17 protein-coding genes are annotated in these 21,543 nt (G+C 54.6%); 12 read left to right on the forward strand and 5 right to left on the reverse strand.

Annotated elements, in window-relative coordinates:
- Window positions 1-150 precede the first annotated feature (150 nt).
- The 6 genes from G559_RS0104630 (at window position 151) to G559_RS0104645 (ending at window position 7,854) form a co-directional block, all read left to right on the forward strand.
- A complete protein-coding gene (locus G559_RS0104630; RefSeq protein ID WP_155945668.1) occupies window positions 151-597 on the forward strand; it encodes a hypothetical protein in 447 nt (148 codons plus the stop codon).
- Between the two features lie 578 nt (window positions 598-1,175).
- Entirely contained in the window at window positions 1,176-4,538 is a 3,363-nt protein-coding gene (locus tag G559_RS30225) for a hypothetical protein (protein WP_155945669.1), read from the forward strand.
- Between the two features lie 12 nt (window positions 4,539-4,550).
- Entirely contained in the window at window positions 4,551-5,027 is a 477-nt protein-coding gene (locus tag G559_RS0104635; RefSeq protein WP_028627134.1) for a response regulator, read from the forward strand.
- The gene (locus tag G559_RS29735) at window positions 5,017-6,249 is read left to right on the forward strand and encodes a phosphorylase family protein (protein WP_081667913.1); all 1,233 of its coding nucleotides are present in this window, start codon (window positions 5,017-5,019) and stop codon (window positions 6,247-6,249) included. The genes G559_RS0104635 and G559_RS29735 overlap by 11 nt, the downstream gene beginning before the upstream one ends.
- Window positions 6,250-6,261: 12 nt before the next feature.
- Window positions 6,262-6,723 carry a hypothetical protein gene (locus tag G559_RS30230; RefSeq protein WP_155945670.1) on the forward strand — a complete coding sequence of 154 codons (462 nt, stop codon included), beginning with the start codon at window positions 6,262-6,264 and terminating at the stop codon, window positions 6,721-6,723.
- A 312-nt stretch (window positions 6,724-7,035) separates the two neighbouring features.
- On the forward strand, window positions 7,036-7,854 hold the full coding sequence (locus tag G559_RS0104645; RefSeq protein WP_028627135.1) for an SDR family NAD(P)-dependent oxidoreductase: 819 nt from the start codon (window positions 7,036-7,038) through the stop codon (window positions 7,852-7,854).
- Window positions 7,855-7,922: 68 nt separating this feature from the next.
- Here G559_RS0104645 and G559_RS0104650 read toward each other — a convergent pair whose 3' ends face one another.
- Window positions 7,923-8,900, reverse strand: coding sequence for an AraC family transcriptional regulator (locus G559_RS0104650; protein ID WP_028627136.1), 978 nt, complete (start codon window positions 8,898-8,900; stop codon window positions 7,923-7,925).
- Window positions 8,901-9,035: 135 nt separating this feature from the next.
- Between G559_RS0104650 and G559_RS28440 the strand changes: the two genes are divergently transcribed.
- From G559_RS28440 to G559_RS30235, 6 genes are all read left to right on the forward strand, one after another.
- Window positions 9,036-10,106 (forward strand): aromatic ring-hydroxylating dioxygenase subunit alpha, encoded by a 1,071-nt coding sequence (locus tag G559_RS28440; RefSeq protein ID WP_036996898.1) that lies wholly within the window; start codon window positions 9,036-9,038, stop codon window positions 10,104-10,106.
- Between the two features lie 553 nt (window positions 10,107-10,659).
- Window positions 10,660-12,288 (forward strand): DUF1302 family protein, encoded by a 1,629-nt coding sequence (locus G559_RS28445; protein ID WP_081667915.1) that lies wholly within the window; start codon window positions 10,660-10,662, stop codon window positions 12,286-12,288.
- 13 nt (window positions 12,289-12,301) lie between these two features.
- Window positions 12,302-13,657, forward strand: a complete 1,356-nt coding sequence (locus G559_RS0104665) for a DUF1329 domain-containing protein (RefSeq protein ID WP_028627137.1) — start codon at window positions 12,302-12,304, stop codon at window positions 13,655-13,657.
- 20 nt (window positions 13,658-13,677) lie between these two features.
- Window positions 13,678-14,817, forward strand: a complete 1,140-nt coding sequence (locus G559_RS28450) for a YCF48-related protein (protein ID WP_081667917.1) — start codon at window positions 13,678-13,680, stop codon at window positions 14,815-14,817.
- A 6-nt stretch (window positions 14,818-14,823) separates the two neighbouring features.
- On the forward strand, window positions 14,824-17,292 hold the full coding sequence (locus tag G559_RS28455) for an efflux RND transporter permease subunit (RefSeq protein ID WP_051246403.1): 2,469 nt from the start codon (window positions 14,824-14,826) through the stop codon (window positions 17,290-17,292).
- Window positions 17,293-17,502: 210 nt separating this feature from the next.
- Window positions 17,503-17,682 (forward strand): hypothetical protein, encoded by a 180-nt coding sequence (locus G559_RS30235; RefSeq protein WP_155945671.1) that lies wholly within the window; start codon window positions 17,503-17,505, stop codon window positions 17,680-17,682.
- 73 nt (window positions 17,683-17,755) lie between these two features.
- Here the strand turns inward: G559_RS30235 and G559_RS0104685 are convergent, their stop codons facing one another.
- The 4 genes from G559_RS0104685 to G559_RS0104700 all read right to left on the reverse strand — a co-directional run bounded on the left by G559_RS0104685 (window position 17,756) and on the right by G559_RS0104700 (window position 21,524).
- Entirely contained in the window at window positions 17,756-18,781 is a 1,026-nt protein-coding gene (locus G559_RS0104685; protein ID WP_028627138.1) for an aldo/keto reductase, read from the reverse strand.
- Window positions 18,782-18,857: 76 nt separating this feature from the next.
- A complete protein-coding gene (locus G559_RS0104690) occupies window positions 18,858-19,505 on the reverse strand; it encodes an NAD(P)-dependent oxidoreductase (protein WP_028627139.1) in 648 nt (215 codons plus the stop codon).
- A 10-nt stretch (window positions 19,506-19,515) separates the two neighbouring features.
- The gene (locus G559_RS0104695) at window positions 19,516-19,869 is read right to left on the reverse strand and encodes a c-type cytochrome (RefSeq protein ID WP_081667919.1); all 354 of its coding nucleotides are present in this window, start codon (window positions 19,867-19,869) and stop codon (window positions 19,516-19,518) included.
- Window positions 19,866-21,524, reverse strand: a complete 1,659-nt coding sequence (locus G559_RS0104700) for an FAD-binding oxidoreductase (RefSeq protein WP_028627141.1) — start codon at window positions 21,522-21,524, stop codon at window positions 19,866-19,868. Before G559_RS0104700 ends, G559_RS0104695 begins: the two co-directional genes overlap by 4 nt.
- Window positions 21,525-21,543 lie beyond the last annotated feature (19 nt).

Genomic DNA, 21,543 nt, shown 5'->3' on the forward strand with positions numbered 1-21,543 from the left:
GCGGAGGCTGAGGCAAACTTCTACCAGCAACAAGCAGGTCAGGCCATGGCGGCCTGACTTAAACGAAACGGCCTCTACAAAAGCCGGGGCGATTCACCTTGCCGGATTTCCCCATGCTGGAAGACTACGTGCCGGATGGTTTGGGGCGAAGTGAAGATTCTTCTCGGGCAGGAACCATTAGCCATCTTGCACGGCGGCCCTGTGCCGCGCGTCGTCGACCATATTGAAGCATTTTGCATCTGCCGCGGGGATGGCACCCAGGCTGGTGCCGATCTGGAAAGTGCGATCCGACTACAGGGCGAGTTTCTCCGGCTAGTTCCCATGAATGGTGGCGATCAGACGGATGAATCGATTCCAGGATACATCGAGATACCGCCCGCGTCTTTTGGGGAGACGGTCTTGCAGGCGTCCAAGCAGTTGCCCGAGGTCGAGAAAATTCGGGATCACTACGTCGCGGAGTTGGGGCACCCTGATTCTTGGCAGGACGCAAGCAGCTTCAGCGAATCGGTGATGACTGGCACAGCGCTGCCTTGGATGGCAATTAGGATCGACGGAGCTCCCATTGCAGTTTCCCTACGAAACGCGGCGACGTTGTAATCGAATCGTGGGCCAAAGCTACGCAAGATGCTCCTGCCCGGGTTGCAGCACGCTTGGGGGCCTACCTGGCTCAATTTCGATGCATTACCGGGTTTCCGCAGCGCTCACTCCTCGCTAGCATTGGGCTATCACCACCCAGGGCATCCACATGGCTAGAGGTCACAGCAAATCCCTAGAGCAGCCATTTTCTGCAGGGGAAAATTTCCTGCAATTTGTGGAGTTCACCTACGAACAGAGGTATGAGCTTGGGGGTACGAACATAGACTCCAGTAGCTAGTGACTCAAGGAAGCTCAAGCTTTTCCCCTTCTCGTCATAAGGCAACGTCGAACCTTGAACCGAATCGAAGGCTAGACCCAGAGAGGGTAATAGCGAGAGTGGAGCAAAAGTATTGCTTGGCGTGTTTAGGAGCCAAGCAAGCCGTAAGAAGAGTGGCTAGATAACTTATTGTAGACCAATGTAAAGCCTGTCCCCTAACTGAAGTGGATGGCAGGATGTAAGTTGGCGACTATTGAGATCTACCTTGGCACGAGCGTGGCTTTGGTTTGAGAATATAAGTTTTTAAATAAAAGGAATTAATATGAAAAAAAAGCCAATTTCCTCCTTGGATAAATCAAAGAATATCGTAAGAGGGGCTTTGTCGCATTTGAGTGCGAGAAGCACACCGAGCAGGAAGTTGGAGGCATGGAGTCAAGAGCAGAGGGCGCAGCAGCAAATAAATAGAGCTCTTGCATTCGCCAAAAAAAATCTCAACTCTTCGCAGCTTCTGTCATTTGAGCTTTGGCTCTCTAATCAGTTGGTTAATGATACCAAGGTTAGACCCAGAATTGGTTTGAGTTTAACATCCCTAGGCATATTTCCCGCGAATATCACGCCCAAAAGCATTGCTATAGAGTTGGGGCTTGCAAGGGATCGCCTAGGTCGCCATCGCGACCTGTTTTCCGATTTTGTTCCAGATGCTCAAAATCTAATTTCCCAGATTAGAAGCGAGAAGTGGGAGGAGGCGATAGCAACTATAGATGAAATAGAGTCCCGCGATGGCTTCTCCTATTGGCTAGTTGAGACTCGACTTTTCCTGCTGGGAAAGACTGGTGGAATTGAAGCCATAAAGGGTTACATAGCGCAAGTCTCGGAGTATTCCTTTGGGATTCTTAGGTTTCATCTTTACCATCTTGGGGTAAGAAATGAATCCGCGCAGAACTCTAATCGTTTCAAGGTTAATCTGAAAAAGCGAATTGATGAGTCTGAATTGCCTCTGCAGTTAAAGGATTACTCGAAGTACAGGCTGTATTCGGCGCTCGACTTAGATTCTAACAGTCTCTCAAGTATCTTGGCGTGCGAACAGGTAAATAATCTGGTTGATCTGCTTGTAACGACTTCCAGAATTTCTAGATATATTTTACTGAATAAGGCTAGGTTTAGCCGCGATGAGATTAATATCGCTGGCTCAGCGATTGATTTGGTAATCGGGATGGGGTTCCCATTTTCATCAATGATGAAAGTGGATGATTTGTATGTGAATCAAAAAACGTTAGAGGTAGCCCGGGAGGCTGTATCTCTTGTGCTCGCTGAGGATAGTGATGTTCAGGACGCCTCCGGTTTTGAAAGGCTAATCTATCAGGGGATTAGCTCTGCAATATCTAGTAGAAGTGATGGGGCAGGTGCAGAAGAGCTTTCGAAGGCGCTATTGAATCTGAATTGGCTCCCTGAGGCAATTCAGATTGGGGATATTACAAATCTTCCTTCCTTACCGAGGCTTATGCTGGAGGCTACAGATTCAAAGCTGGTGGAAACAACTTCCTCGGCAATGCATAAAGCGCTCTTGCTTATTTTGTCAAAGGAGCCGGCTTCACCCCATTGCAGACAGGCTTGTATTAGTAACCTTGCAAAGGTGGCTGATATTCCAGTGGAACCTGCTACCAGTTACAGTAGGCGGCTTGATGAATTTATACAAGTGTGCAAGGGGGAGGTGGCCTCAGATGTTCTTAGAATAATGGCCGTTCGACTACTCATTCAGAACGGTTTGGTGGAAGAGGCGGTTACTCATTGTGCAGTAGCGGGAATAGATAACAGCAGGCTAATTCAGAACTTGCCTTTGATAGAGCTTTTCCAAGGTTTGCGCTGGCCTACTATAAAGGGTATGTGTAATCCTCTGGATTTGTCGATTGCTCTTGACCATTATTTGCATATCGATGAAGATCGAAAAATAAAGACCTTTAAGAGGTATGCGATAGAAGAGCTTTTGCGTGAGTATGAATGTCCCAGTCTTGAGGCGCTTCCTTCAGTTCTTTATAAGTCTGGCGTTGAAATATCAAAGATTGAATTTTTCTCTTCCAAAGTGTGCGATCTGTCGACCGTCGAGCTTCTCCCTGGCATGGGGGAGTCTAGACGCACTCGTCAAACTAGAAGTGCTCTTTTGAAAAGTGTTGCGGCTTTGCATCCACGTGATGAGCTTTCTTATATTAGGGAAGCGGAGGAAATTGATGCGGGCTTGGAGCTGGATGATGGTCTTGAGGTTTTGGATGAAAACAAAATCTATGTTGATGAAAGTGCAATTTTAAAGTTAATTAATCACGAGCTTGGTGCGGATTTTCAGCGTTACATAAAGTTGGTTGAAAGTGGGGTTGGAGTCTCGGAGTCTCTGGCTGAAGTTATTAGAAGCTTTAAAAGTCCGTCTGCAAAAACATTCCAAATACCTAAGAATGATGCCGATGATCTCCTAGCCAATTTACTGAGTTCGGCCTTAGAGAAGTTTCTCAGTGATCCAACTCATGGGCTTGACATAATTCTAGGTCGCAGAATTCGACATGGCACCATTGCAAGTGAAATCCGAGGTGTCCTGGAACCCGCAGAACTGATCGGGCAGCGCCCGCGTGCAGGTGCCGACTATGCCCCACCGAACAAGGCAATACTCCTTGGTCAAAAATTAGATCCTAGGCGTAGAAAATCTGTCTATGCGCTGTTCTCCCGATTCTCGGAGTCTATAGATCAGCTCATTGCACTTTTGCGTGATGAGTACTTTCACGTTAAATCAAAAAGCAAACCTCGTGGAATATTTGATATTCAAATTGATCCGCTCAAGCTGGCTCTTGCAAGAGGTATTGCGCAGTCGTGTTTGTCAATTGAGCAGCTTTCTAAGGAGCTTGTTGAGTTGTTCTGGTTCTCGCTTTCAACTAAGGCTGAGGCGATACGTCCTACAGTTGAGGCGGAAATTAAGAGAACCCTTCATTCGTGTTTTCAACGGTTGCATGATGAACTGAAGTCACAAAGCATCAATGATCCAGCCTTCTATTCTCATGCATTGCAGATCTCCGAAGAATTGCAGCGAAGGGCGTCGGTTATCTCGAACTGGATAAGAGTTCCGCAATATAATATTGACGGGAAAACCTACTCTATGGGCTATGCAGTAGATGTGGCTTTAGCACTTGTTACTGGCAAGCACCCCGGTTTCCAGCCTGATGTTTCCATAGATGTCCCAGATGATCTTGAGCTAGATACGCATGGATTCTCAATAATTGAGGATGCCCTCTATCTTGCTCTGGTTAATATATATGAGCATTCTGGTATTAGGGTTGGAAATAAAGTAAGTATATCTGTGTCGCACAATCGGCAGGATAATCTCATATCATTTGAAATCGAGAATGATGTGGCGAAGAGTTCTAGGACCCCTGAGAAGGATGCGCGAATAAGCTCAACCAGGGCGATAATTCAAAGGCGCGCATATAGTGAACGAGCTCGCCTCGATAAGGGCGGTTCTGGGCTTTGCAAGCTTGCCGGAATTGTAATGCAATCTGAAAGGACGAAGATTGTTTTTGACTATATTACGCCCGAGCGATTTCAACTCAGATTTGATTTGATTTGGATTGGGTTTACAGATGTGCCTCAGCTAAGTCTGCTTGATCGGGATGCTAGTCTTTTAAATGAGGCAATTCCAGAAGTGTAGTGGAGATTAGTGATGAATGAATTTTCAGTTCTAATCGTCGAAGATAGTGAAGCAAAGCTACATAGTATCCAAACGGTCTTGGAACGGGTGGTTAAAGGCCTAAATCTAACTACGGCAAAGTCGGTGCGTTCGGCAATTGATGCAATTCAGTGCTTCGATCTCGACATGATTATTGCTGACATGTCTCTTCCGACCTATGACGTGGAAGTTAGGGAGCGAGGGGGGACGCCGCGCCCGTTTGGCGGGATCGAAGTTTTTGAAACCTTAGAGAGGTTCTCCATCAATGTCCCTGTTCTTGTAGTTACATCCTATCCTGTAATTATCGAAGGAAGTCAGAATGTAGGGCTTTCAGAGTTGTCTTTAAGGTTAAAGAACGAATTTCCAGAGAGCTTTATTGGGACGGTCTATTTTGATTCCTCATTCTCTTATTGGGAAAAAGAGATTGAAGGGTATGTAACTGATATATTGAGGGGTAAGTATGGCTCTTGAGGTGCTCCTGCTTGAGGACGATCCTAACAAGAAGAATCGCCTATTGTCTTTCCTTCAAAAGAGGAATGACCTCTTTGGGAAGGTCGATGTAGCTTTGTGTACATCGGATGCTATGAGGATGATGGAGGATCGGCGTTATGATCTGCTAATTGCGGATATTGTTGTGCCGTTAGTGCTTGGTGGTGAAAAAAGTGAAGAGCATAGCATTAGCATGTTCGAGCGAATAGATGATCAAGTCGACAGACTCCATGCGCCACGATATGCGTTGCCGGTTAGTGCCTCAACCGAGATAAGTTCATCGGTTTATGACTTTTTTCGGGGGCGTCCTTGGGGGGTATTGCAATACAGCGACTCGACGGATGAAAGTATCGAGACAGTTGAGAAAGTTGCTCAATATGTACTTGCGCAGCAAGAAGGGAAAGTCGCTCCTGCGCTAAGTTGTGACGTATTCATGATAACTGCTCTCATGGAGCCCGAGTTCTCAGCTATTGAGGGTTTGAATGTGAATTGGGAGGCGCTACAGCCTCTTGATTCATCACAGCTTGTAAGGTTTGGCGAAGTAGTTGCGGATGGAGCTGTATACAAAATTGCTGCCGCATTCTCGCCTAGAATGGGACCCGTTGCTTCAGCTGTCCTGGCAACTAAGGCTGTACTGACGCTAAATCCAAAGTTGGTGATAATGTCTGGAATTTGCGCTGGTCTCCCACAAAAGACGGAGATTGGTGATGTAATTGCGGCGGATGTTTCTTGGGATTGGCAAAGTGGTAAGTATATAGATTCAAATGGATCGGAGCAGTTTCAAGTTTCACCCCACCAGATTTGCCTTTCAGACTCTGCTCGTAATCAGTTATTTCTTTTAAAGCGAGATAAGGATTTCTGGGACTCCCTTGCAATTAAGTCCGTTGAGGTGAAGCAGCCAATCCCTAAAATGATAGTGGGGCCAATGGCAACTGGTTCTTCCGTGCTGGCTGACGCTCGTGTTTCTGATCGAATTAAGTCGCAGCAGCATAAGAATCTTACTGGGCTCGATATGGAGACATATGGTGTTTATGCTGCTGTGCAGTCATGTCGGCCAGAAATTGACGTAATATCGATGAAGTCTGTGTGTGATCACGGTGATATGCAGAAAGATGATAGGTTTCAAGCTTATGCATCCTTCATTTCTGCAGTGTCAACGCTTCATTTCATAAAAAAATATGCGAAACCTTTGTTGGTAGATTAAAAGGGGCAGGAGATGGGACAGGGAACTGTGGTTAATCAAGATTACGCTTGGCGATACTTTGAGATTCATTCCTCTCAAAGAATGACGTTGTTTAACTATTTTTTGATTATTTCTGGCGTTATTTCTTCCGGAATAGCAGCTGCAATTCAAGGTGCTCAGGGTATTGCGTTTTTAGGGGGGGCTCTAGGGGCGCTTTTGTCTTTGTTTTCCTTTGTATTTTGGAAGCTTGATCAACGCACGGCAACATTAGTAAAGCTAGCTGAGACTGTGCTGACTAGCGCTGAAGAAGGTATGGAAGAAGAATTTAGGATTTTCACGGAAAATAATGTTGGTCTGCGGTCTAAAATTTTTGATTTTGGCCCTCAGTGGACTTATGGAAAATCTTTTAGATTCACATTTGTAGTAATGGGGTTAGTGGGAGTGGTCAGTGCGGTCATCTCTTTGCTAAAGGCTACGGGGGTTCTGACTTGGTGATAGATGTGGAGTTTATCGTCTATTAGAGTCATTCTCGATTACGTTGATTAGTTCTGAGTCTGCCGAAAGTGTACAACCTTTGCTGCATACGCTGATGCCAGCCTAACATAGTATCGGCACGGACCTTCATACAAGGTCGGTGCCGGTTCTGTCCTTCGGAATTAACAGTTGAGTGTACGCTTCACCGGAGCTGATACGGTGTCACTTCTTTTCCAGTGTTTGGTGGTTTCCCTGATAACCATCGATAGATAGGTGTTTGGCCGATCAGACTGAGACATTTCTTGATTTTTCCATATTGGGGAGTGTCGAGAGATGAGTGTGACGCAGCTGTTCGATGTTCGTAATCAGGTATGTATCGTCACCGGCGGTGCCAGCGGTATTGGCCTGGCGTGTGGCGAGGCAATGGCGGAGAACGGTGCGCGGGTTTTTCTTGGGGATGTCGACTCCCGCCGTCTGGATTTTGCGGTCGAGCGACTGTGCTCAAGGGGGCTTAAGGTGGAGGGGCGAGTGCTGGATGTCAGCTCGCGAGCCTCGGTTGCCTCAGTGTTCGATGAGGTCCTGGAACTGACGGGGCGATTGGATGTGGTGTTCGCCAATGCAGGGGTCGATGTGGGGGAAGGTTTCATTGCGCGCGACGGCAGCCGCAGTGTCGAGGGCGCTCTGGAGAACATCACTGAGCAGCACTGGCGGAAGTACCTTGGGATCAATCTGGACGGCGTACTTCACACGCTCCAGGAGGCTGCTCGGCATATGAAGCCTCAGGGCAGCGGCAAGATCATCGTCACCACGTCGATTGCCAGCCTGTGCAACGTAGGAGGGGTTGGGACATCCTACTTTGCGGCGAAAGCAGCGGCTTCGCACCTGATGCGTCAGGCTGCATTGGAATTGGCCCGCTACAACATTCAGGTCAATGCCATCGCTCCAGGTGCTTTTGCGACCAACATTGCGAATGGACACGTTCGCGATCCTGAATTCCGTCGCCTTCTGGAGTCCTCCAACCCACAGCATCGTGTGGCAGACCCGGAGGAGATCAAGGGGCTGGCACTGTTGCTGGCTTCTGGGGCGTCCTCGTTCATTACCGGAACGGAGATTGTCATCGACGGTGGTTCATTGCTCGGTCCTGCTGACTGACGAGCTTAATGCCGGAGCAGACCGAGTACGATGCACTGCTCGGGCTGACTTCCAGGCAATCCATGCCGCTAAGTCTCTAGCTCAGTGACTTGGTGCCGCTTCGCATAGCGCAGAGGTGGATGTCCAAATCTCTTCTTGAACACTTCCCGGAATGCTCGTTCCGACTGGTAGCCGACCTCTTCGGCTATTCGGGCTATGGAGTGCTGCCCTTCAAGTAATTTTTCTGCGGCTATCTGCATGCGCCAGTCAATCAGGTATTCGATGGGGGATTGGCCAATAAGCTTGGTAAAGCGACGCCCGAAGGTGAAGCGCGACATGCCCGCTTCCGTGGCCAGGCTCTCGGTGGTCCAGGGATCTCCTGGACGTGTATGTATCGATGCCAATGCCTGGCGGATGCGTTTGTCCGCCATCCCCCTCAACCATCCAGTGCTGTCTGTAGGAACAAATAGCGCGTGGGCTCGAATAAAACTGGTCAGGATGAGTTGAGCGACATGCGTCGCAGTGGCGAGATACCCCGCCTTGGCAGCGGTGGTTTCGTTGGCAAGAAACGTTACCAGCGTAGAGATCCAGGGGAAGAGACCGCTTGCGCTGTCTCGCAGAAGGATCATCGGAGGAAGTGAGCGCAGCAGGGGATTGTTGCCGTCACCATCATGCAGCACGAACGCAAGGGTAAGCATTCGACTGTTACGCGGCGCCTCCCCAAGCGCCAGGCCTGAAATGGGGGCGCCCTGACGGGAACTGGGGGTCAGAACAGGCAAGTTGTGATGGAGCCAGTACTCATGCAGGTCAACGCACTCTGATGTGGGCGACGAGCCCATTCTGAATGCGGCGCCATGCAGTAGCAGTGCGGAGTCTCCCGGTTGAAGTTGCAGAGGAGCCTGCCCATCCAGCATCACCCAGTACGGTGTATCGATACAGCACAGGGCGTAGGCAAATGCAGCAGGCATGGCTGGCACATCGAATCCCCACTCTGACCCCAGGGAGTAGATACCCCCAGAGTTGGCTTTCACCTTGAGTGAGAGAAGGACTTCTCCTAGCAGATCCATTTCTTTCCCTCAGGGTGATGGAATCAGCCGAAATTCAGCTCAATCTATCATAGAGAATGACTCCGTCGCCCCTTAATCTGACCTCGTCGTGGCGCTTGCCACAGAACAACAACAAGACCTGCGAGGAGATACCCCATGTACCTGCACAACTGCTGGTATGTCGCTGCCTGGAACCACGAGATCGAGTCCGAGGGCCTGGTTGCTCGAACCATCATCAATGAACCAATCGTCCTCTATCGCAAGGAAGACGGTAGCGTTGCGGCGCTACAAGATCGTTGCTGCCACCGTTCTGCACCATTGTCGATTGGCCGCAAAGAGGGTGATGCGGTCCGCTGCATGTACCACGGCCTCAAATTCGACAGCTCGGGTGCCTGCATAGAGGTTCCCGGCCAGGACACCGTCCCGCCCCAGGCGTGCGTGCATAGTTTCCCCGTGGTCGAACAGGACAGCTGGGTGTGGATCTGGATGGGAGATCCGGAGAAGGCCGATCCGGCTTTAATCCCTCCCGGTGTTTCCCATGATGACCCGGACTGGATTTTCCGTTCGGGCAGTATTGAGTACGAAGCCAACTACCAGCTGGTGAACGACAACCTTCTGGACTTCTCGCACCTGTTCTTCCTGCATCCGGAAAGTTTCGGGGTTGGAGAGGATTGGGCTCACGTACGTCCAAAAGTTACCCGTATGGAGCGTGGTGTTCGTGTGCAGCGTTGGCTGCCGAACCAGCCGATTCCTAACCACATCAAGGATGTGGTGGATTGCGAAATGATGGATCTTTTCGGCACATACGATTACCTGGTGCCAGGTGTGATGGTGATGCGCTCCTACGGCTTCCCCAAGGGGACGCTGGAGAAGTTCAATGGCGGTGAGCCGCACGGTGTGCCTTACGTCACCTGCGATGTCACTTGTCAGGCGATTACACCCAAGACCGATTCCACCTCTCGCTACTTCTTCTCGTGGGCGCCCAATCGTCACGCTCTTGCCGGATGCAGCGAAGAACTGGCTGACGGCATGATCGCCATTGCCCGACTGGCCTTCGAGGAGGACCGGATCATGATTGAGGCCCAGGCTCGGGTTCTCGAGCTGACTCCCAACGCGAAGCAGGTGCCCATCGCCTTCGACAATGCTCTCTCTCAGTTCCGTTGGGTGCTGGAGAAGCTGGTCAAGGAAGAGAGCCAAGTGCATCTGCATTCCGTTGCTCAAGGCTGAGGAGTGCTCGCTTTCTTCAGTTCTCCCCCTTCCGGGTCTGCATAAACGATAGGCACAGACATTGGCGCATTGCCGATGTCTTGCTTTCCGCGGCATGGCTTTTGGAAGGCTCTACAACGCCTGTTCTGACGTGACCTATCGCTACCTATCTCGGCTCTATCTTTCGATAGGAGAACGTCGCCATAGATTGAGTGATTGTGAGGTCGTGCTCCTCAGCAAAGCCTGTAACTGAGTGAGGAGCTGCCAAGCGTCAAGGCTTGGATTGTCCAGAAACTACAAGGAAAACAGGACATGACTGCTCACCATCTGCGCCGCAATGCCGGCTCTCATCTCACTCCAGGAAGCTGCGGCTCTTTGGTGCTCCCTCACTCCTTGAATGGCTCGTGCATGCACCGCGTTGGCTGCAACGCGCAGGGGCTCGAACAACTCGGTTCGGTCTAGTCGTCAATCGCCGCTTCAACTCCAAACCCGAGCTGCCTGGTGTGGCTCGTGACGGGCGCTTTGCGCCTGCAACTCAACCTCGTCGCCAATGCTTGTTGAGGTATAGATACAAATGACAAAACAACAACAAAGAGTCTGCCGCACCGTACTTGCTACCGTCATTTCTTCGCTGGCGGCCAGCGGAATGAGTCTGGCTCAGGCCGCCCAACTGGCCGATACCGAGAGCTATCAAATTCGCTGGGACAACACGGTGAAGTATCAGATCGGTCAACGCACCGAGGCGCCGTCGAAGTTCAACACCAGCAATATCAACACCAACGATGGCGACGCGGCCTTCAACAAGCATGACCTGATCAGCAATCGCGTCGACATCCTGTCCGAGTTCGACTTCACCCTGAAGGACGAAGCCAACAGCGGTCTGCGCATCAGCGCGGCGGCTTGGTACGACAACGTCTACAACCGTAATCATCGGACCATCCCGGCCGACACTTTCAACATGACGACTGTGGACAATGACGAATTCACCGCTCAGGCGAAGGATCAGGCTGGCCGTGACGTCGAAATTCTCGATGCCTTCATCCACAGCGGTATGGATATCAGCGGTCATTACCTGTCCTGGCGACTGGGTCAGCACACCCTGCTCTGGGGTGAGAGCCTGTTCCTGGCCACCAACGGCATCGCCAATGGCCAGGCGCCTAATGACGCGTACAAGGCCTTGTCGGTGCCGAGCACACTCGCCAAGGAAGTCTTCCTGCCGGTCAACCAGCTGTCGATGTCCTTCTCGCTCACGGAAAGCCTCTCCCTCGATGCGTACTACCAGTTTGAATATGAACAGACTCGTGTGCCTGCTCCCGGTACCTATTGGAGTATCGGCGATATGGTGTTCAAAGGTGGCGAGAACCTGCTCCTGGCTCCTGGCTTCCGCGTGCCGCGTGGCCGTGATATCGGACCCCGCGACGACAGCGGCCAGTGGGGTGTAGCGCTCAAGTACCGCGATTACGAGAACGACTGGGACTACGGCGCTTACTTCCTGCGCTTCCATGCCAAGACGCCGCAGGTATTCCTGCATCTGTCCACTGTCGCTCCAGGGATTGCAGTGCCGGATGAGTACAACTTCGTTTACCCCGAAGACATCAAGCTCTTTGGTCTGAGTGCTTCGACCAAGGTTGGCGATGCCAACGTGGCAGGGGAGATTTCCTTCCGCGACAACATGCCTCTGGTCAGCGATGCCGCTCAGCTCGTAGTGCTGGACGGCCAGCGCGTGGATGGCCGTCACAACCCTGGCTATGCAGTCGGTCAGACGATCCACGCTCAGGTGTCCACCATCTGGGTTCTGCCGCGCGTGTCCACCTGGGATACCTCGACACTGACTGCCGAGCTCGGTGCCAATCACCTGTACAAGGTGACGAAGAACGACGAGCGCCGAGACAAGGACAACACTGTCCGCACAGCCGCCGGATTCCGCACGATCTTCGAGCCGACCTGGTACCAAGCGCTGCCATCCATCGATGTCAGCAGCCCCATTACCCTGGGATACAACTTCACCGGCAAGTCTGCCGTGGACCCGGGCTTCAACGTCACCGGTGCCGCACACGGCGGCGATGTGACCGCTGCAATCAACTTCAAGTACGCCGGCAATCTGCGCGGCGGCATTAGCTACACCAAGTTCCTCGGCGACGAGGACAACAACGCCTACCACGACCGCGATTTCGTTCTGCTGAACGTCGCCTACTCGTTCTGATGGGAGATGCGCCATGAAGTACAACAACAAGATATCCCTGATCGCCCTCTGTGCTGCTGCCGTGTTTCCCCTGCATGCCCTGGCCGCTGTCAGTGCCAGTGACGCTGAGCGTCTGGGCAACGATCTGACTCCCGTGGGTGCTATCAAAGCTGGCAATGCCGATGGCTCGATCCCCGCGTGGACCGGAGGGCTCACCAACTCGGTAGCGAAAGAGAATCCCAAGCTCCCGCCGAAACTGTTCAGCGATGAAAAGCCGCTTTTCAGCATCTCGGCGTCCAACGTCGATCAGTACGCGAGCAAGCTGGCGGTCGGGACTCAGCAAATGCTGAAGAACTATCCGGGCTATCGCCTCGATGTCTATCCGAGTCATCGAACCGCTGCCGCGCCCCAGTTCATCTACGACCGTACCAAACAGAACGCAACCACCACGACGCTGACCAATCAGGTTCTCAACCGGGAAACCTATTCCGGCGGCATTCCTTTCCCTATTCCGCAGACCGGCGACGAAGCAATCTTCAACGTGCAGTGGAACTGGCGGGCATCGGACAGCACGGTCAACGGGAGCACCTGGTTCGTGTCCTCCAGCGGCAAGCGGGCACTTACCGCGGGCAACATCCTGGAGGTCACCACGCCGCACGGCTACCCGAATGATCGAAAGGATCCGTGGGAGAACAAGCTCTGGGGCGCCACGCTGGTGACTTCGACCGCACCGGCTTACTCCGCGGGCGAAAAGCAACTGGTGCACGCGCCGAACGATCAGATCAATACCTCGGTCAACGCCTGGGCGTACCTCACTGGCCAACGTCGACTGCGTAAGGCGCCGAACGTCCAGTACGACGTGCCGAACAACTTCAGTTCGGGCCTGACCAACTTCGACGACAGCTGGGGTTTCAACGGCGCACCGGATCGCTATCAGTGGAAACTGGTTGGCAAGGAAGAAATGTATGTGCCCTACAACGCCAACAACATGGCCTACGCCTCGGCCAAGGATCTGATCGGCGAGAAATTCGTCAATCCTGATTTCGTGCGTTGGGAGCTGCACCGTGTCTGGGTGGTGGAGGCGACCCTGAAGCCGGGTGCACGGCATGTAGTCCCGAAGCGTCGCATGTACATCGACGAAGACAGCTGGACCATCGTTGCGAGCGACCTGTGGGATGCCAAGAACCAGCTCTGGAAGACCTTCCAGCTGCCGCTGATGACCTTCCCGGAGGCTCCGGTGAATCTGACGGTTCCGATGTTCGTCTACAACCTCCAGGCTGGTGACTACACCGCGATGAACATTCTCAACGATGGTGGTGAGGTCAACTTCAAGCCGCTTCCCTCGGCGATGTTCACTCCCCAGCAGCTCGAGCGTTCCGGCGTTCGCTGAGTCATGCACAGGTGATATTCATGAAACGCCTTGACCTTCAATGGTTGATGGTAGGGGCCGTGGTCATGGGAGCTGCGTTTGCAGCTCCCATGTCGAGCGCCCAGACCATCGAGTCCGATCCCCTGCTCACTGCGGCAATGGCATTGCTGGATCGTCATTCGCCTCCGGTCGCTGCACCGGAACGTGCAATGCTGTTCGCCATCACCCGGGCGGGCGAGCGACTGGTTGCCGTGGGTGAACACGGTATCGTCACTCTCTCCGATGACGGCGGCCAAACCTGGCGTAGCGCCAGTGTCCCCGTGGACGTGAACCTCACTGGCGTCGCCTTTGCCGATGTACAGAACGGCTGGGTGATTGGTCAGATGGGTGTGGTTTTGCACAGCTCTGACGGTGGTGAGAGCTGGCAAAAGCAGTTGGACGGTGCAAGCGCCGCCAAGCTGCTGCTCAAGCAAGCTCAGCAGCAGTCCGCGACTCTGGACCAGGCAGAGCGTGAGGAATTGCTGTATCGCGCCGAGGGATTGGTTGCTGACGGACCCGATAAACCGTTCCTCGATTTGCTGGTCGAGGACCGCAACACTGTGACGGTCGTGGGGGCCTTCAATCTGGCGCTGCGCAGTACCGATGGCGGTGTCAGTTGGGAGGGCTATTCCCAGCAGCTCGACAATCCCAATGGCATGCATGTGTACGCCTTGAAAAAGGTCGACGGGAAACTCATGGCAGCTGGCGAACAAGGTCTTCTCCTGCGCAGCGACCACGCCGGCGGAATGCTTGGCGCCGAAAGCTCGCCGTATGACGGCAGCTACTTCGGCTTGTTGCCGATGAACCACCACCACGTTCTCGCCTATGGATTGCGTGGCAACGCGTACGTGTCGGGTGACGCCGGCAGCACCTGGCAAAGGTCCGAAGTTCCAGGCAGCAACAGTGCGACATTCAATGCGGCGTTGCAGCGCAGCAATGGTGATGTGTTGCTGCTGGACCAATCCGGACGAATTCACCTCAGTCGTGACCAGGGGCGCGATTTCCGCACCTTGGCATTCGAATGGCGGGCGCCGCTCACCGGGGCCGTAGAAACGTCAAACGGTGATGTCCTGCTTTCCAGCCTTGCCGGCGTCGTACAGATCCCCGCGGCTACCTTGGCCGAACTCGCTTCCAAGGAGTAATACCTCATGCAATCCGCTCACGAAGAAGCGCCCGTTATCGCCAACCTGGAGGACTTTGATCGAGCCTCGGGTTCTCGCCTGGAACGGCTGCTGTTCAACAACAGGTTGTGGGTCATGCTGTTCTGCCTGCTCCTGACGGCGTTCTTCGTCGCTCAGTTCTCCGGCCTGAAGCTGAACGCCAACTTCCTGCGGATGATTCCCAATGATCATCCGTACATTCAGAACTTCACGGCTCGCCAGGACGACCTGGCGGGGCAAGGCAATGTGATGCGCATTGTCGTGGAGAATCGCAAGGGCGGCATTCTTGATGCCGAGTACCTGGCCACGCTGCAGAAGATCAGCGATGAGGTGTACCTCCTCGCCGGTGTCGATCGGCCGAACATGAAGTCTCTGTGGACACCGACCATGCGTTGGCGAGGCATCACCGAGGTCGGGATCGAGGCTGGCCAGGTCATTGACTCCAACTACGATGGGTCGGCTGAAGCCTTGGCCCGCCTGCGGCTGAACATCGAACGCTCCGGCGAGATCGGCAGCATCGTCGCGCCAGACTTCAGATCAAGCCTTTTGCTGGTTCCGCTGCTGGACATCGACACTGAAACGGGCAAGCCGCTCGACTATGGCGAGTTCAGCCAGAAGCTCGAACAGATCCGCGCCAAATATCAGAGCGATGCCATTGGCATCCATATGGTTGGTTTCGCCAAAGTGGTCGGCGACCTGATCGAGGGCCTCGGTCAGGTACTGGTGTTCTTCGCGATCGCCATCGTGATTGCAGGCCTGCTGGTGTTCAACTACACCCGTTGCGTGCGCAGCACCTTGGTTGTGCTGTTCTGTTCGGTGGTCGCCGTGTTGTGGCTGCTAGGCACATTGCCGCTGCTCGGCTATGAGCTGGACCCCTACACGATCCTGGTTCCGTTCCTGGTCTTCGCCATTGGTATGAGCCACGGCGCACAGAAGATGAACGGCATCATGCAGGACATCGGGCGCGGCACCCATCGCCTGATCGCGGCCCGTTACACGTTCCGCCGCCTGTTCATGGCGGGGCTGGTGGCCTTGGCCTGCGACGCGGTTGGCTTCGCGGTTCTGCTGTTGATCAACATCGAGGTGATACGCCAGTTGGCGACCACCGCCAGCATCGGTGTGGCTTTCCTGATCTTCACCAACCTGATCCTGCTGCCCATCGTTCTCAGCTACGTTGGTGTGGGCACGAAGGCTGCAGCCCGTAGCCTGCGCAATGAACAAGCAGACCTGAGCGGCGGCATTCGCCATCCATTGTGGCGTTTCCTGGACCTGTTCACCCGTCGCAAGGTTGCTGCGCCAACTCTGTTGGTTGCTTTGGCCCTGGGCATCGTGGGGTTCATGGTGAGTCTCAACCTGAAGGTCGGCGATCTCGACCCGGGTGCTCCCGAACTGCGCACGGAGTCCCGCTACAACAAGGACAATGCGTTCATTACCTCGCACTTCGGTAATGCCAGTGACGTGTTCATCGTCATGGTCAATTCTCCGGCTGGGCAATGCATGAACTATGAGCTGCTGGAGAAGGTGGATCGCCTCGAATGGCAGTTGCGTCAGCTGCCGGGCGTGGCGGCGACGGATTCGTTCGCATCCTTCGTCCGGATCATGACCGGGCAACTCACCGAGGGAAATCCGAAGTGGATCGGCCTCATGCCCAACCAGGCCGTGATCAACAACCTGGTCAAATATGCCCCGTTGACCCTGGTGAGCCAGGTCTGCGACATGTCGATGCTGAGGGTTTTCCTGACCGACCACAAAGCTGAAACGCTCGATGGCGTGGTCAAGGTGGTCGAGGCATTCGCCGCGCGCAACAACACCGAGGATCAGCAATTCAAGATGGCTGCGGGCACCGCGGGAATCGAGGCGGCGACCAACATCGTTGTGAAGAAGGCCAATCGCGAAATGCTGTTCTGGGTCTACGGAGCGGTGGTGCTGTTGTGCTTCATGGTGTTCCGTTCCTGGCGTGCCGTCACTTGCGCCATCCTACCGCTGGTGCTGACCTCGATTCTGGCCGAGGCGCTGATGGTCTGGCTCGATATCGGCGTCAAGGTCGCCACACTGCCGGTGATCGCACTTGGGGTGGGGATTGGCATCGACTACGCGCTGTATGTGCTGAGCATCCTGCTGGTTCATCTGCGCAATGGTGAGTCGCTCTCGGTGGCTTACTATCGGTCGCTGCTGTTCACCGGGCGTGTTGTCTTGCTTACCGGTGCGACGCTGGCGATTGGTGTGGCCACCTGGGCTTTGTCGCCGATCAAGTTCCAGGCAGACATGGGCATCCTGCTGGCGTTCATGTTCCTCTGGAACATGCTCGGAGCGCTGATTCTGCTGCCCGCACTGGCAAGTTTCCTGCTCAAACCGGCGACGCGGCCCCTAATGGAGGTGAAGTCAGAAGGTACCGCCAATCAGGCAAGCAACGACGACCCAGTCATGCAACGTGCGTTGCACGGGTACCCGCAGTAGCTACTGATAGCGTTCAAACGCTTTCATTGGAAACGCCCCCGTTTGGGGGCGTTTTGGTTAGTGGGTGGCGCGCTTAATTCTCGCTCCTGCAGGTGTGATGCTCGCCAGAACAAGCCAATTTGCTGATCAGCGCTTACTTTCGAAAGATAGGTTTTTCTCCACATGGCAACGGTTGTAATCAACTCTCCAAGCACTGCCGAGAGCGCTGCCATGAAAATAAAAACTATGCTCTTCACCCTGGCCGGTCTGTCCCTGTTCACGCTTGCCGCCGTGGAAATCATCAACCAACCGCCGCGTGCGGCTTACGCGGGTTATCCGCCCAACTGCCAATACGCGAACTACGGCTGTAGCCTGCCTGTGGGCTTTCGTGGCTGGCCTCAGTTGCCCTGAGTCCTGACATACCGCCTTCGGGCCTGCGAGATCATGTGCAGCCACATTGCCATGGCTGCACATGACGTTCGGGTTAGGGTTTTACGGGCGGGGTGAGCCGATCCTGACTGCTGAACGCAAGCATCCAGCCAGGGTACTCGCTGGGCAGCGCACTGGCCTCGTCCAGCTGTGTCAGGTGTTCATGGCTCAGTGCGAGGTCTGCAGCGGCGAGGTTGGTCTCCAGTTGCTCGTGGGTGCGTGCTCCGATGATCACGCTGGTCACCGCACGACGTGCCAGCAGCCAGGCCAAGGCAACTTGTGCCGGGCTGGCGTCGATGGCGTTGGCGATTACTTGCAATGCTTGCAGGCAGGCATCGGCCCGAGCAGGAACGACTGGAGGGAAGCTCCCTTGCGAGCGGCGACCTTGCGCTCCACCACTCTGGTATTTGCCGGAAAGCAGCCCGCCGGCCAGCGGGCTCCAGATCAACATCCCCATCCCCTGGTCCTCCACCACAGGCACGATTTCGCGCTCAACATCACGCCCTGCGAGTGAGTAGTAGACCTGGGCACTGGAAAAGCTCTTCCAGCCATGGGCACGACTTATCGCGTTAGCCTTCATGACCTGCCAGCCAGGGGTGTTGCAGAGGCCGGTGTAGCGGATCTTGCCTGCGCGCACCAGGTCGTCCAGGGCGGAAAGCGTCTCTTCCAGCGGGGTCAGTGGATCGACGCCATGTACCTGATAAAGGTCGATATGGTCCAGCTGCAGGCGTTTGAGACTCGCGTCCACAGCGTTGAACAGATGATGTCTGGACAGTCCTAGCTGGTTGACGCCTGGCCCCATACGAACGAACCCTTTGGTGGCGATAACCAGTTCGTCGCGTGGTAGGCCAAGATTACGAATCGCTTGGCCAACGAGAACTTCAGACTGGCCATAGGAATACACGTCAGCGGTATCGATCAGATTGATACCCTTCTCCACGGCCAGTCGGACCTGTTCGTCCACTTCGGACTGGCCCAGGGAACCCATATTGGCGAAATAGCCAGCACCCCCATAGTTCATGGTGCCAAGTGAGAGTTCGGATACGTGAAGGCCGGTGCGGCCTAGCAAGCGGTAGCGCATGGGAGAAGCTCCTTGCAGCAGGTGAGTCGCCGGCCCACGCGACTGCAAGGAGCCGGGAACGCCGGCGAGGGGAGGATTAGTAGGCGACGCCGAAGCGTTGGCCGATATGTCGGGGCTGTTCGAGCTCGTCCACAACAGCCATGGCGTAATCAGCGAAGGAAATTGCGCTAACGCCTTCAGCGTCGGTCAGCAGGTTGTCGCCGGTGATGCGATAGCAACCGCGACGTTCGCCTTCGTTGAAGAAGACTGCTGGGCTCAAATAGGTCCAATCGAGGCCTCCGGCTTCCCGCTGGTAGATCTCCAGGGCCTGCCCTTGGGCCGTTGCTTCGGGCAAATAGGCAGGGGGGAAATCCGGCAGGCTTTTCAAGGGTACTCCGGGCTCGACTTCCAGGCTGCCGGCGCCGCCCACCACTAGTAGCCGTGTGACTGATGCCTGCTTGAGGCCAGAGACCAGCGCGCGGGCAGCATCCACGAGCGAGCACGCCGGGCCACTGAGACTTGGCCGCGGTGAAATGCAGTTCACCACTGCATCGGCACCTCGCACCAGATGGCCAACTTCGCTTGGGTTGGTCGCGTCGCCTTTAGCTGATTGCAAAAGGGGATTTGGCGTCAGCTTGGCTGGAATAGAACGGCTGATGGCCACCACCTCGTGGCCGCGCTGAACGGCTTCATGGCAGATGCAACGGCCTGCGCGGCCGAACGCGCCGAACACGACGATCTTCATGTGCGGAACCTCAAGGCGTTTTGGCTGATTGTGCTGGCTGCTTCTGCAGATAGCGGCCTAGGGCATCCAGCTCGGCATCGCTGATCTCGGTCTTGCGGAAGAAGGGCATTACCGAGATGCCGTTGCGAACGAAGTACTTCACCAGCTCTGGAGTCAGATCGAGCCGCTCTTCAAGGGGGCCGGGAACCGCCCCCTTGTAGCGGGCCTCCAGCGCAATGGTTCCTGGATAGAGATTTCCCTTGCCGTGGCAAGGCATGCACCACTTCTCGAAAACCTGCTTGCCTTGAGCATTTTCGGCGGCCCATACCCCCAGTGATGGTGCCAGGAAGAAACCCGCCAGAATAAGTGCTTTAGTGAGCTTCATGCCTGCTTCTCCTTGCGCAGATGCTTCGGCCAGATGCCATAGCGACCCGGCGACAGGATTCCGTTGGGATCCACGGCGTCCTTGATGGATTCGTGGAAGCGCAACAGGGCATGGTTGCCGAACGAATAGGTGTCCATGACATCACTCTGGAACGCCGGCGCAGTGCGGTACTCGCCCCAACCGTGTTCCGCAGCCAGCTTGATCAACTTGCGGAAGGTTTCGCGGGACTCCTTGTTCTTCTTCGGGTCCTTGGTCATGTAGAACGGAAGAATGAAGGTGAAGCTGCGCTCCCACGAAGGCACCGGGACGTTCATGGCGAACACCAGCGGAACACCCAGTTCCTTGGCGGCCTTACCCAACACTTCGTTGATTCGCAGGATCTCTGCGCCATCGCGGGGAATCACGGGCGAGAACCAGGCATGGCCCTCTGAGGGTGGGGCCGGATTCCATTTCGATCGGGCGCCGATGGCGAAGGTACGGAGATTGGGGATACCGAACTGGGCGGGGTACTGCACTTGGTTCTTCTGCTCTTCGGTCAGTGGCAGGTCGTAGAACTCCACCTCCTCGAAAGAGGCTTCGGGCAGCGCCTGACGATATACCTCCTGTACGTGCTCCCATTGCGCACGGATGACTTTCTCCGGTCCATAGAAGGTGAATGAGCAACTCCAGAACGGGATCTTGTTGCGCCGACCGTAGTCCTCGTACTCCTCGGGGGCTGCGCCACGTTGCAGCAACTGCATGTATTCGTTGTCGCGAGGCTCTGGTCCGTTGACCAGGAAATCGTGAAGCCCAGCCAGGCTGGGCGTTCCCAATACGGGGCTATTGATGTCCGGATAGCCCGTGAAGACTTTCGAGTTCTCCAGCTTCGTCATGATGTCCACGAGAGGAATCATGTCCTTGTAGCGCGGGAGATTGACGCGCCCCTTTAGGAAGGCCTCTGGTTCCGGCATCAGCCAGAATCCCATCTTGGTCACCACGCCGAAGTTCGACTGGCTGAAGATGCCGTCTACCCAGGGACCAAAGCCGGATTTGTACATCTGCCAGGTCTTGGCGCCCGGCATTGCGCCCATGCCGGTGCGCATGAGGGTGCCGTCGGCCAGGACCACTTCCATTCCGCAGTGAGAGTCGAAGTGGTTACGGAACTGGGACGAGGTGTAGCCTGCGCCGCGGTCGAGGGCATTGCCGAGCATGCTGCCCCAACCCGGGTCAGGTACGTCGATCCAGAGCTTGATGTTTTTTTCCTGCAGATAGCGATACATGTCGAAGTAGCTGACACCCGGCTCGACGATGCAGTACGCCTGCTTCTCGTTGACCTCGATGATGCGGTTCATGCGCTTGAGGTCCAGCACGACCGAACCCGAATAGGTTGGCGCGGAGCCACCGTAGCCAAGGTTCTTGCCCGTGGAGATGGGGTACATCGGGACCTTGAAACGGTTGGCGATGCGCATGATCGCCTGGACTTCTTCCTCACTCGCCGGAGCGACGGCTGCGGACGCTATACGTTCTTCCTCCTCGCCCCAGAACGGCGAGTAAGCGTCTCGGTACAGGTTGAGATCTTCTTCACTGGTGAAGACCCACTCCTTACCCACGACTTCCGTGAACAGGCGTATGGCTTCGGCGAAGTCTTGGCTGCTGATGCCGGGTGGCTGGCGCATAGTTGGTTCCTTTCTTATT

It is taken from the genome of Metapseudomonas resinovorans DSM 21078 (assembly GCF_000423545.1).
GTDB classification, from domain to species: domain Bacteria; phylum Pseudomonadota; class Gammaproteobacteria; order Pseudomonadales; family Pseudomonadaceae; genus Metapseudomonas; species Metapseudomonas resinovorans.

Bases quoted from the DNA above. Each gene is read 5' to 3' on its own strand.
- G559_RS30235 (WP_155945671.1), top strand. From the start codon at position 17,503: ATGAAAATAAAAACTATGCTCTTCACCCTGGCCGGTCTGTCCCTGTTC.
- G559_RS0104690 (WP_028627139.1), bottom strand. From the start codon at position 19,505: ATGAAGATCGTCGTGTTCGGCGCGTTCGGCCGCGCAGGCCGTTGCATC.
- G559_RS0104665 (WP_028627137.1), top strand. From the start codon at position 12,302: ATGAAGTACAACAACAAGATATCCCTGATCGCCCTCTGTGCTGCTGCC.
- G559_RS0104700 (WP_028627141.1), bottom strand. From the start codon at position 21,524: ATGCGCCAGCCACCCGGCATCAGCAGCCAAGACTTCGCCGAAGCCATA.
- G559_RS28440 (WP_036996898.1), top strand. From the start codon at position 9,036: ATGTACCTGCACAACTGCTGGTATGTCGCTGCCTGGAACCACGAGATC.
- G559_RS0104695 (WP_081667919.1), bottom strand. From the start codon at position 19,869: ATGAAGCTCACTAAAGCACTTATTCTGGCGGGTTTCTTCCTGGCACCA.
- G559_RS28445 (WP_081667915.1), top strand. From the start codon at position 10,660: ATGACAAAACAACAACAAAGAGTCTGCCGCACCGTACTTGCTACCGTC.
- G559_RS29735 (WP_081667913.1), top strand. From the start codon at position 5,017: ATGGCTCTTGAGGTGCTCCTGCTTGAGGACGATCCTAACAAGAAGAAT.
- G559_RS28450 (WP_081667917.1), top strand. From the start codon at position 13,678: ATGAAACGCCTTGACCTTCAATGGTTGATGGTAGGGGCCGTGGTCATG.
- G559_RS28455 (WP_051246403.1), top strand. From the start codon at position 14,824: ATGCAATCCGCTCACGAAGAAGCGCCCGTTATCGCCAACCTGGAGGAC.
- G559_RS30230 (WP_155945670.1), top strand. From the start codon at position 6,262: ATGGGACAGGGAACTGTGGTTAATCAAGATTACGCTTGGCGATACTTT.
- G559_RS0104645 (WP_028627135.1), top strand. From the start codon at position 7,036: ATGAGTGTGACGCAGCTGTTCGATGTTCGTAATCAGGTATGTATCGTC.
- G559_RS0104685 (WP_028627138.1), bottom strand. From the start codon at position 18,781: ATGCGCTACCGCTTGCTAGGCCGCACCGGCCTTCACGTATCCGAACTC.
- G559_RS0104635 (WP_028627134.1), top strand. From the start codon at position 4,551: ATGAATGAATTTTCAGTTCTAATCGTCGAAGATAGTGAAGCAAAGCTA.
- G559_RS0104650 (WP_028627136.1), bottom strand. From the start codon at position 8,900: ATGGATCTGCTAGGAGAAGTCCTTCTCTCACTCAAGGTGAAAGCCAAC.
- G559_RS30225 (WP_155945669.1), top strand. From the start codon at position 1,176: ATGAAAAAAAAGCCAATTTCCTCCTTGGATAAATCAAAGAATATCGTA.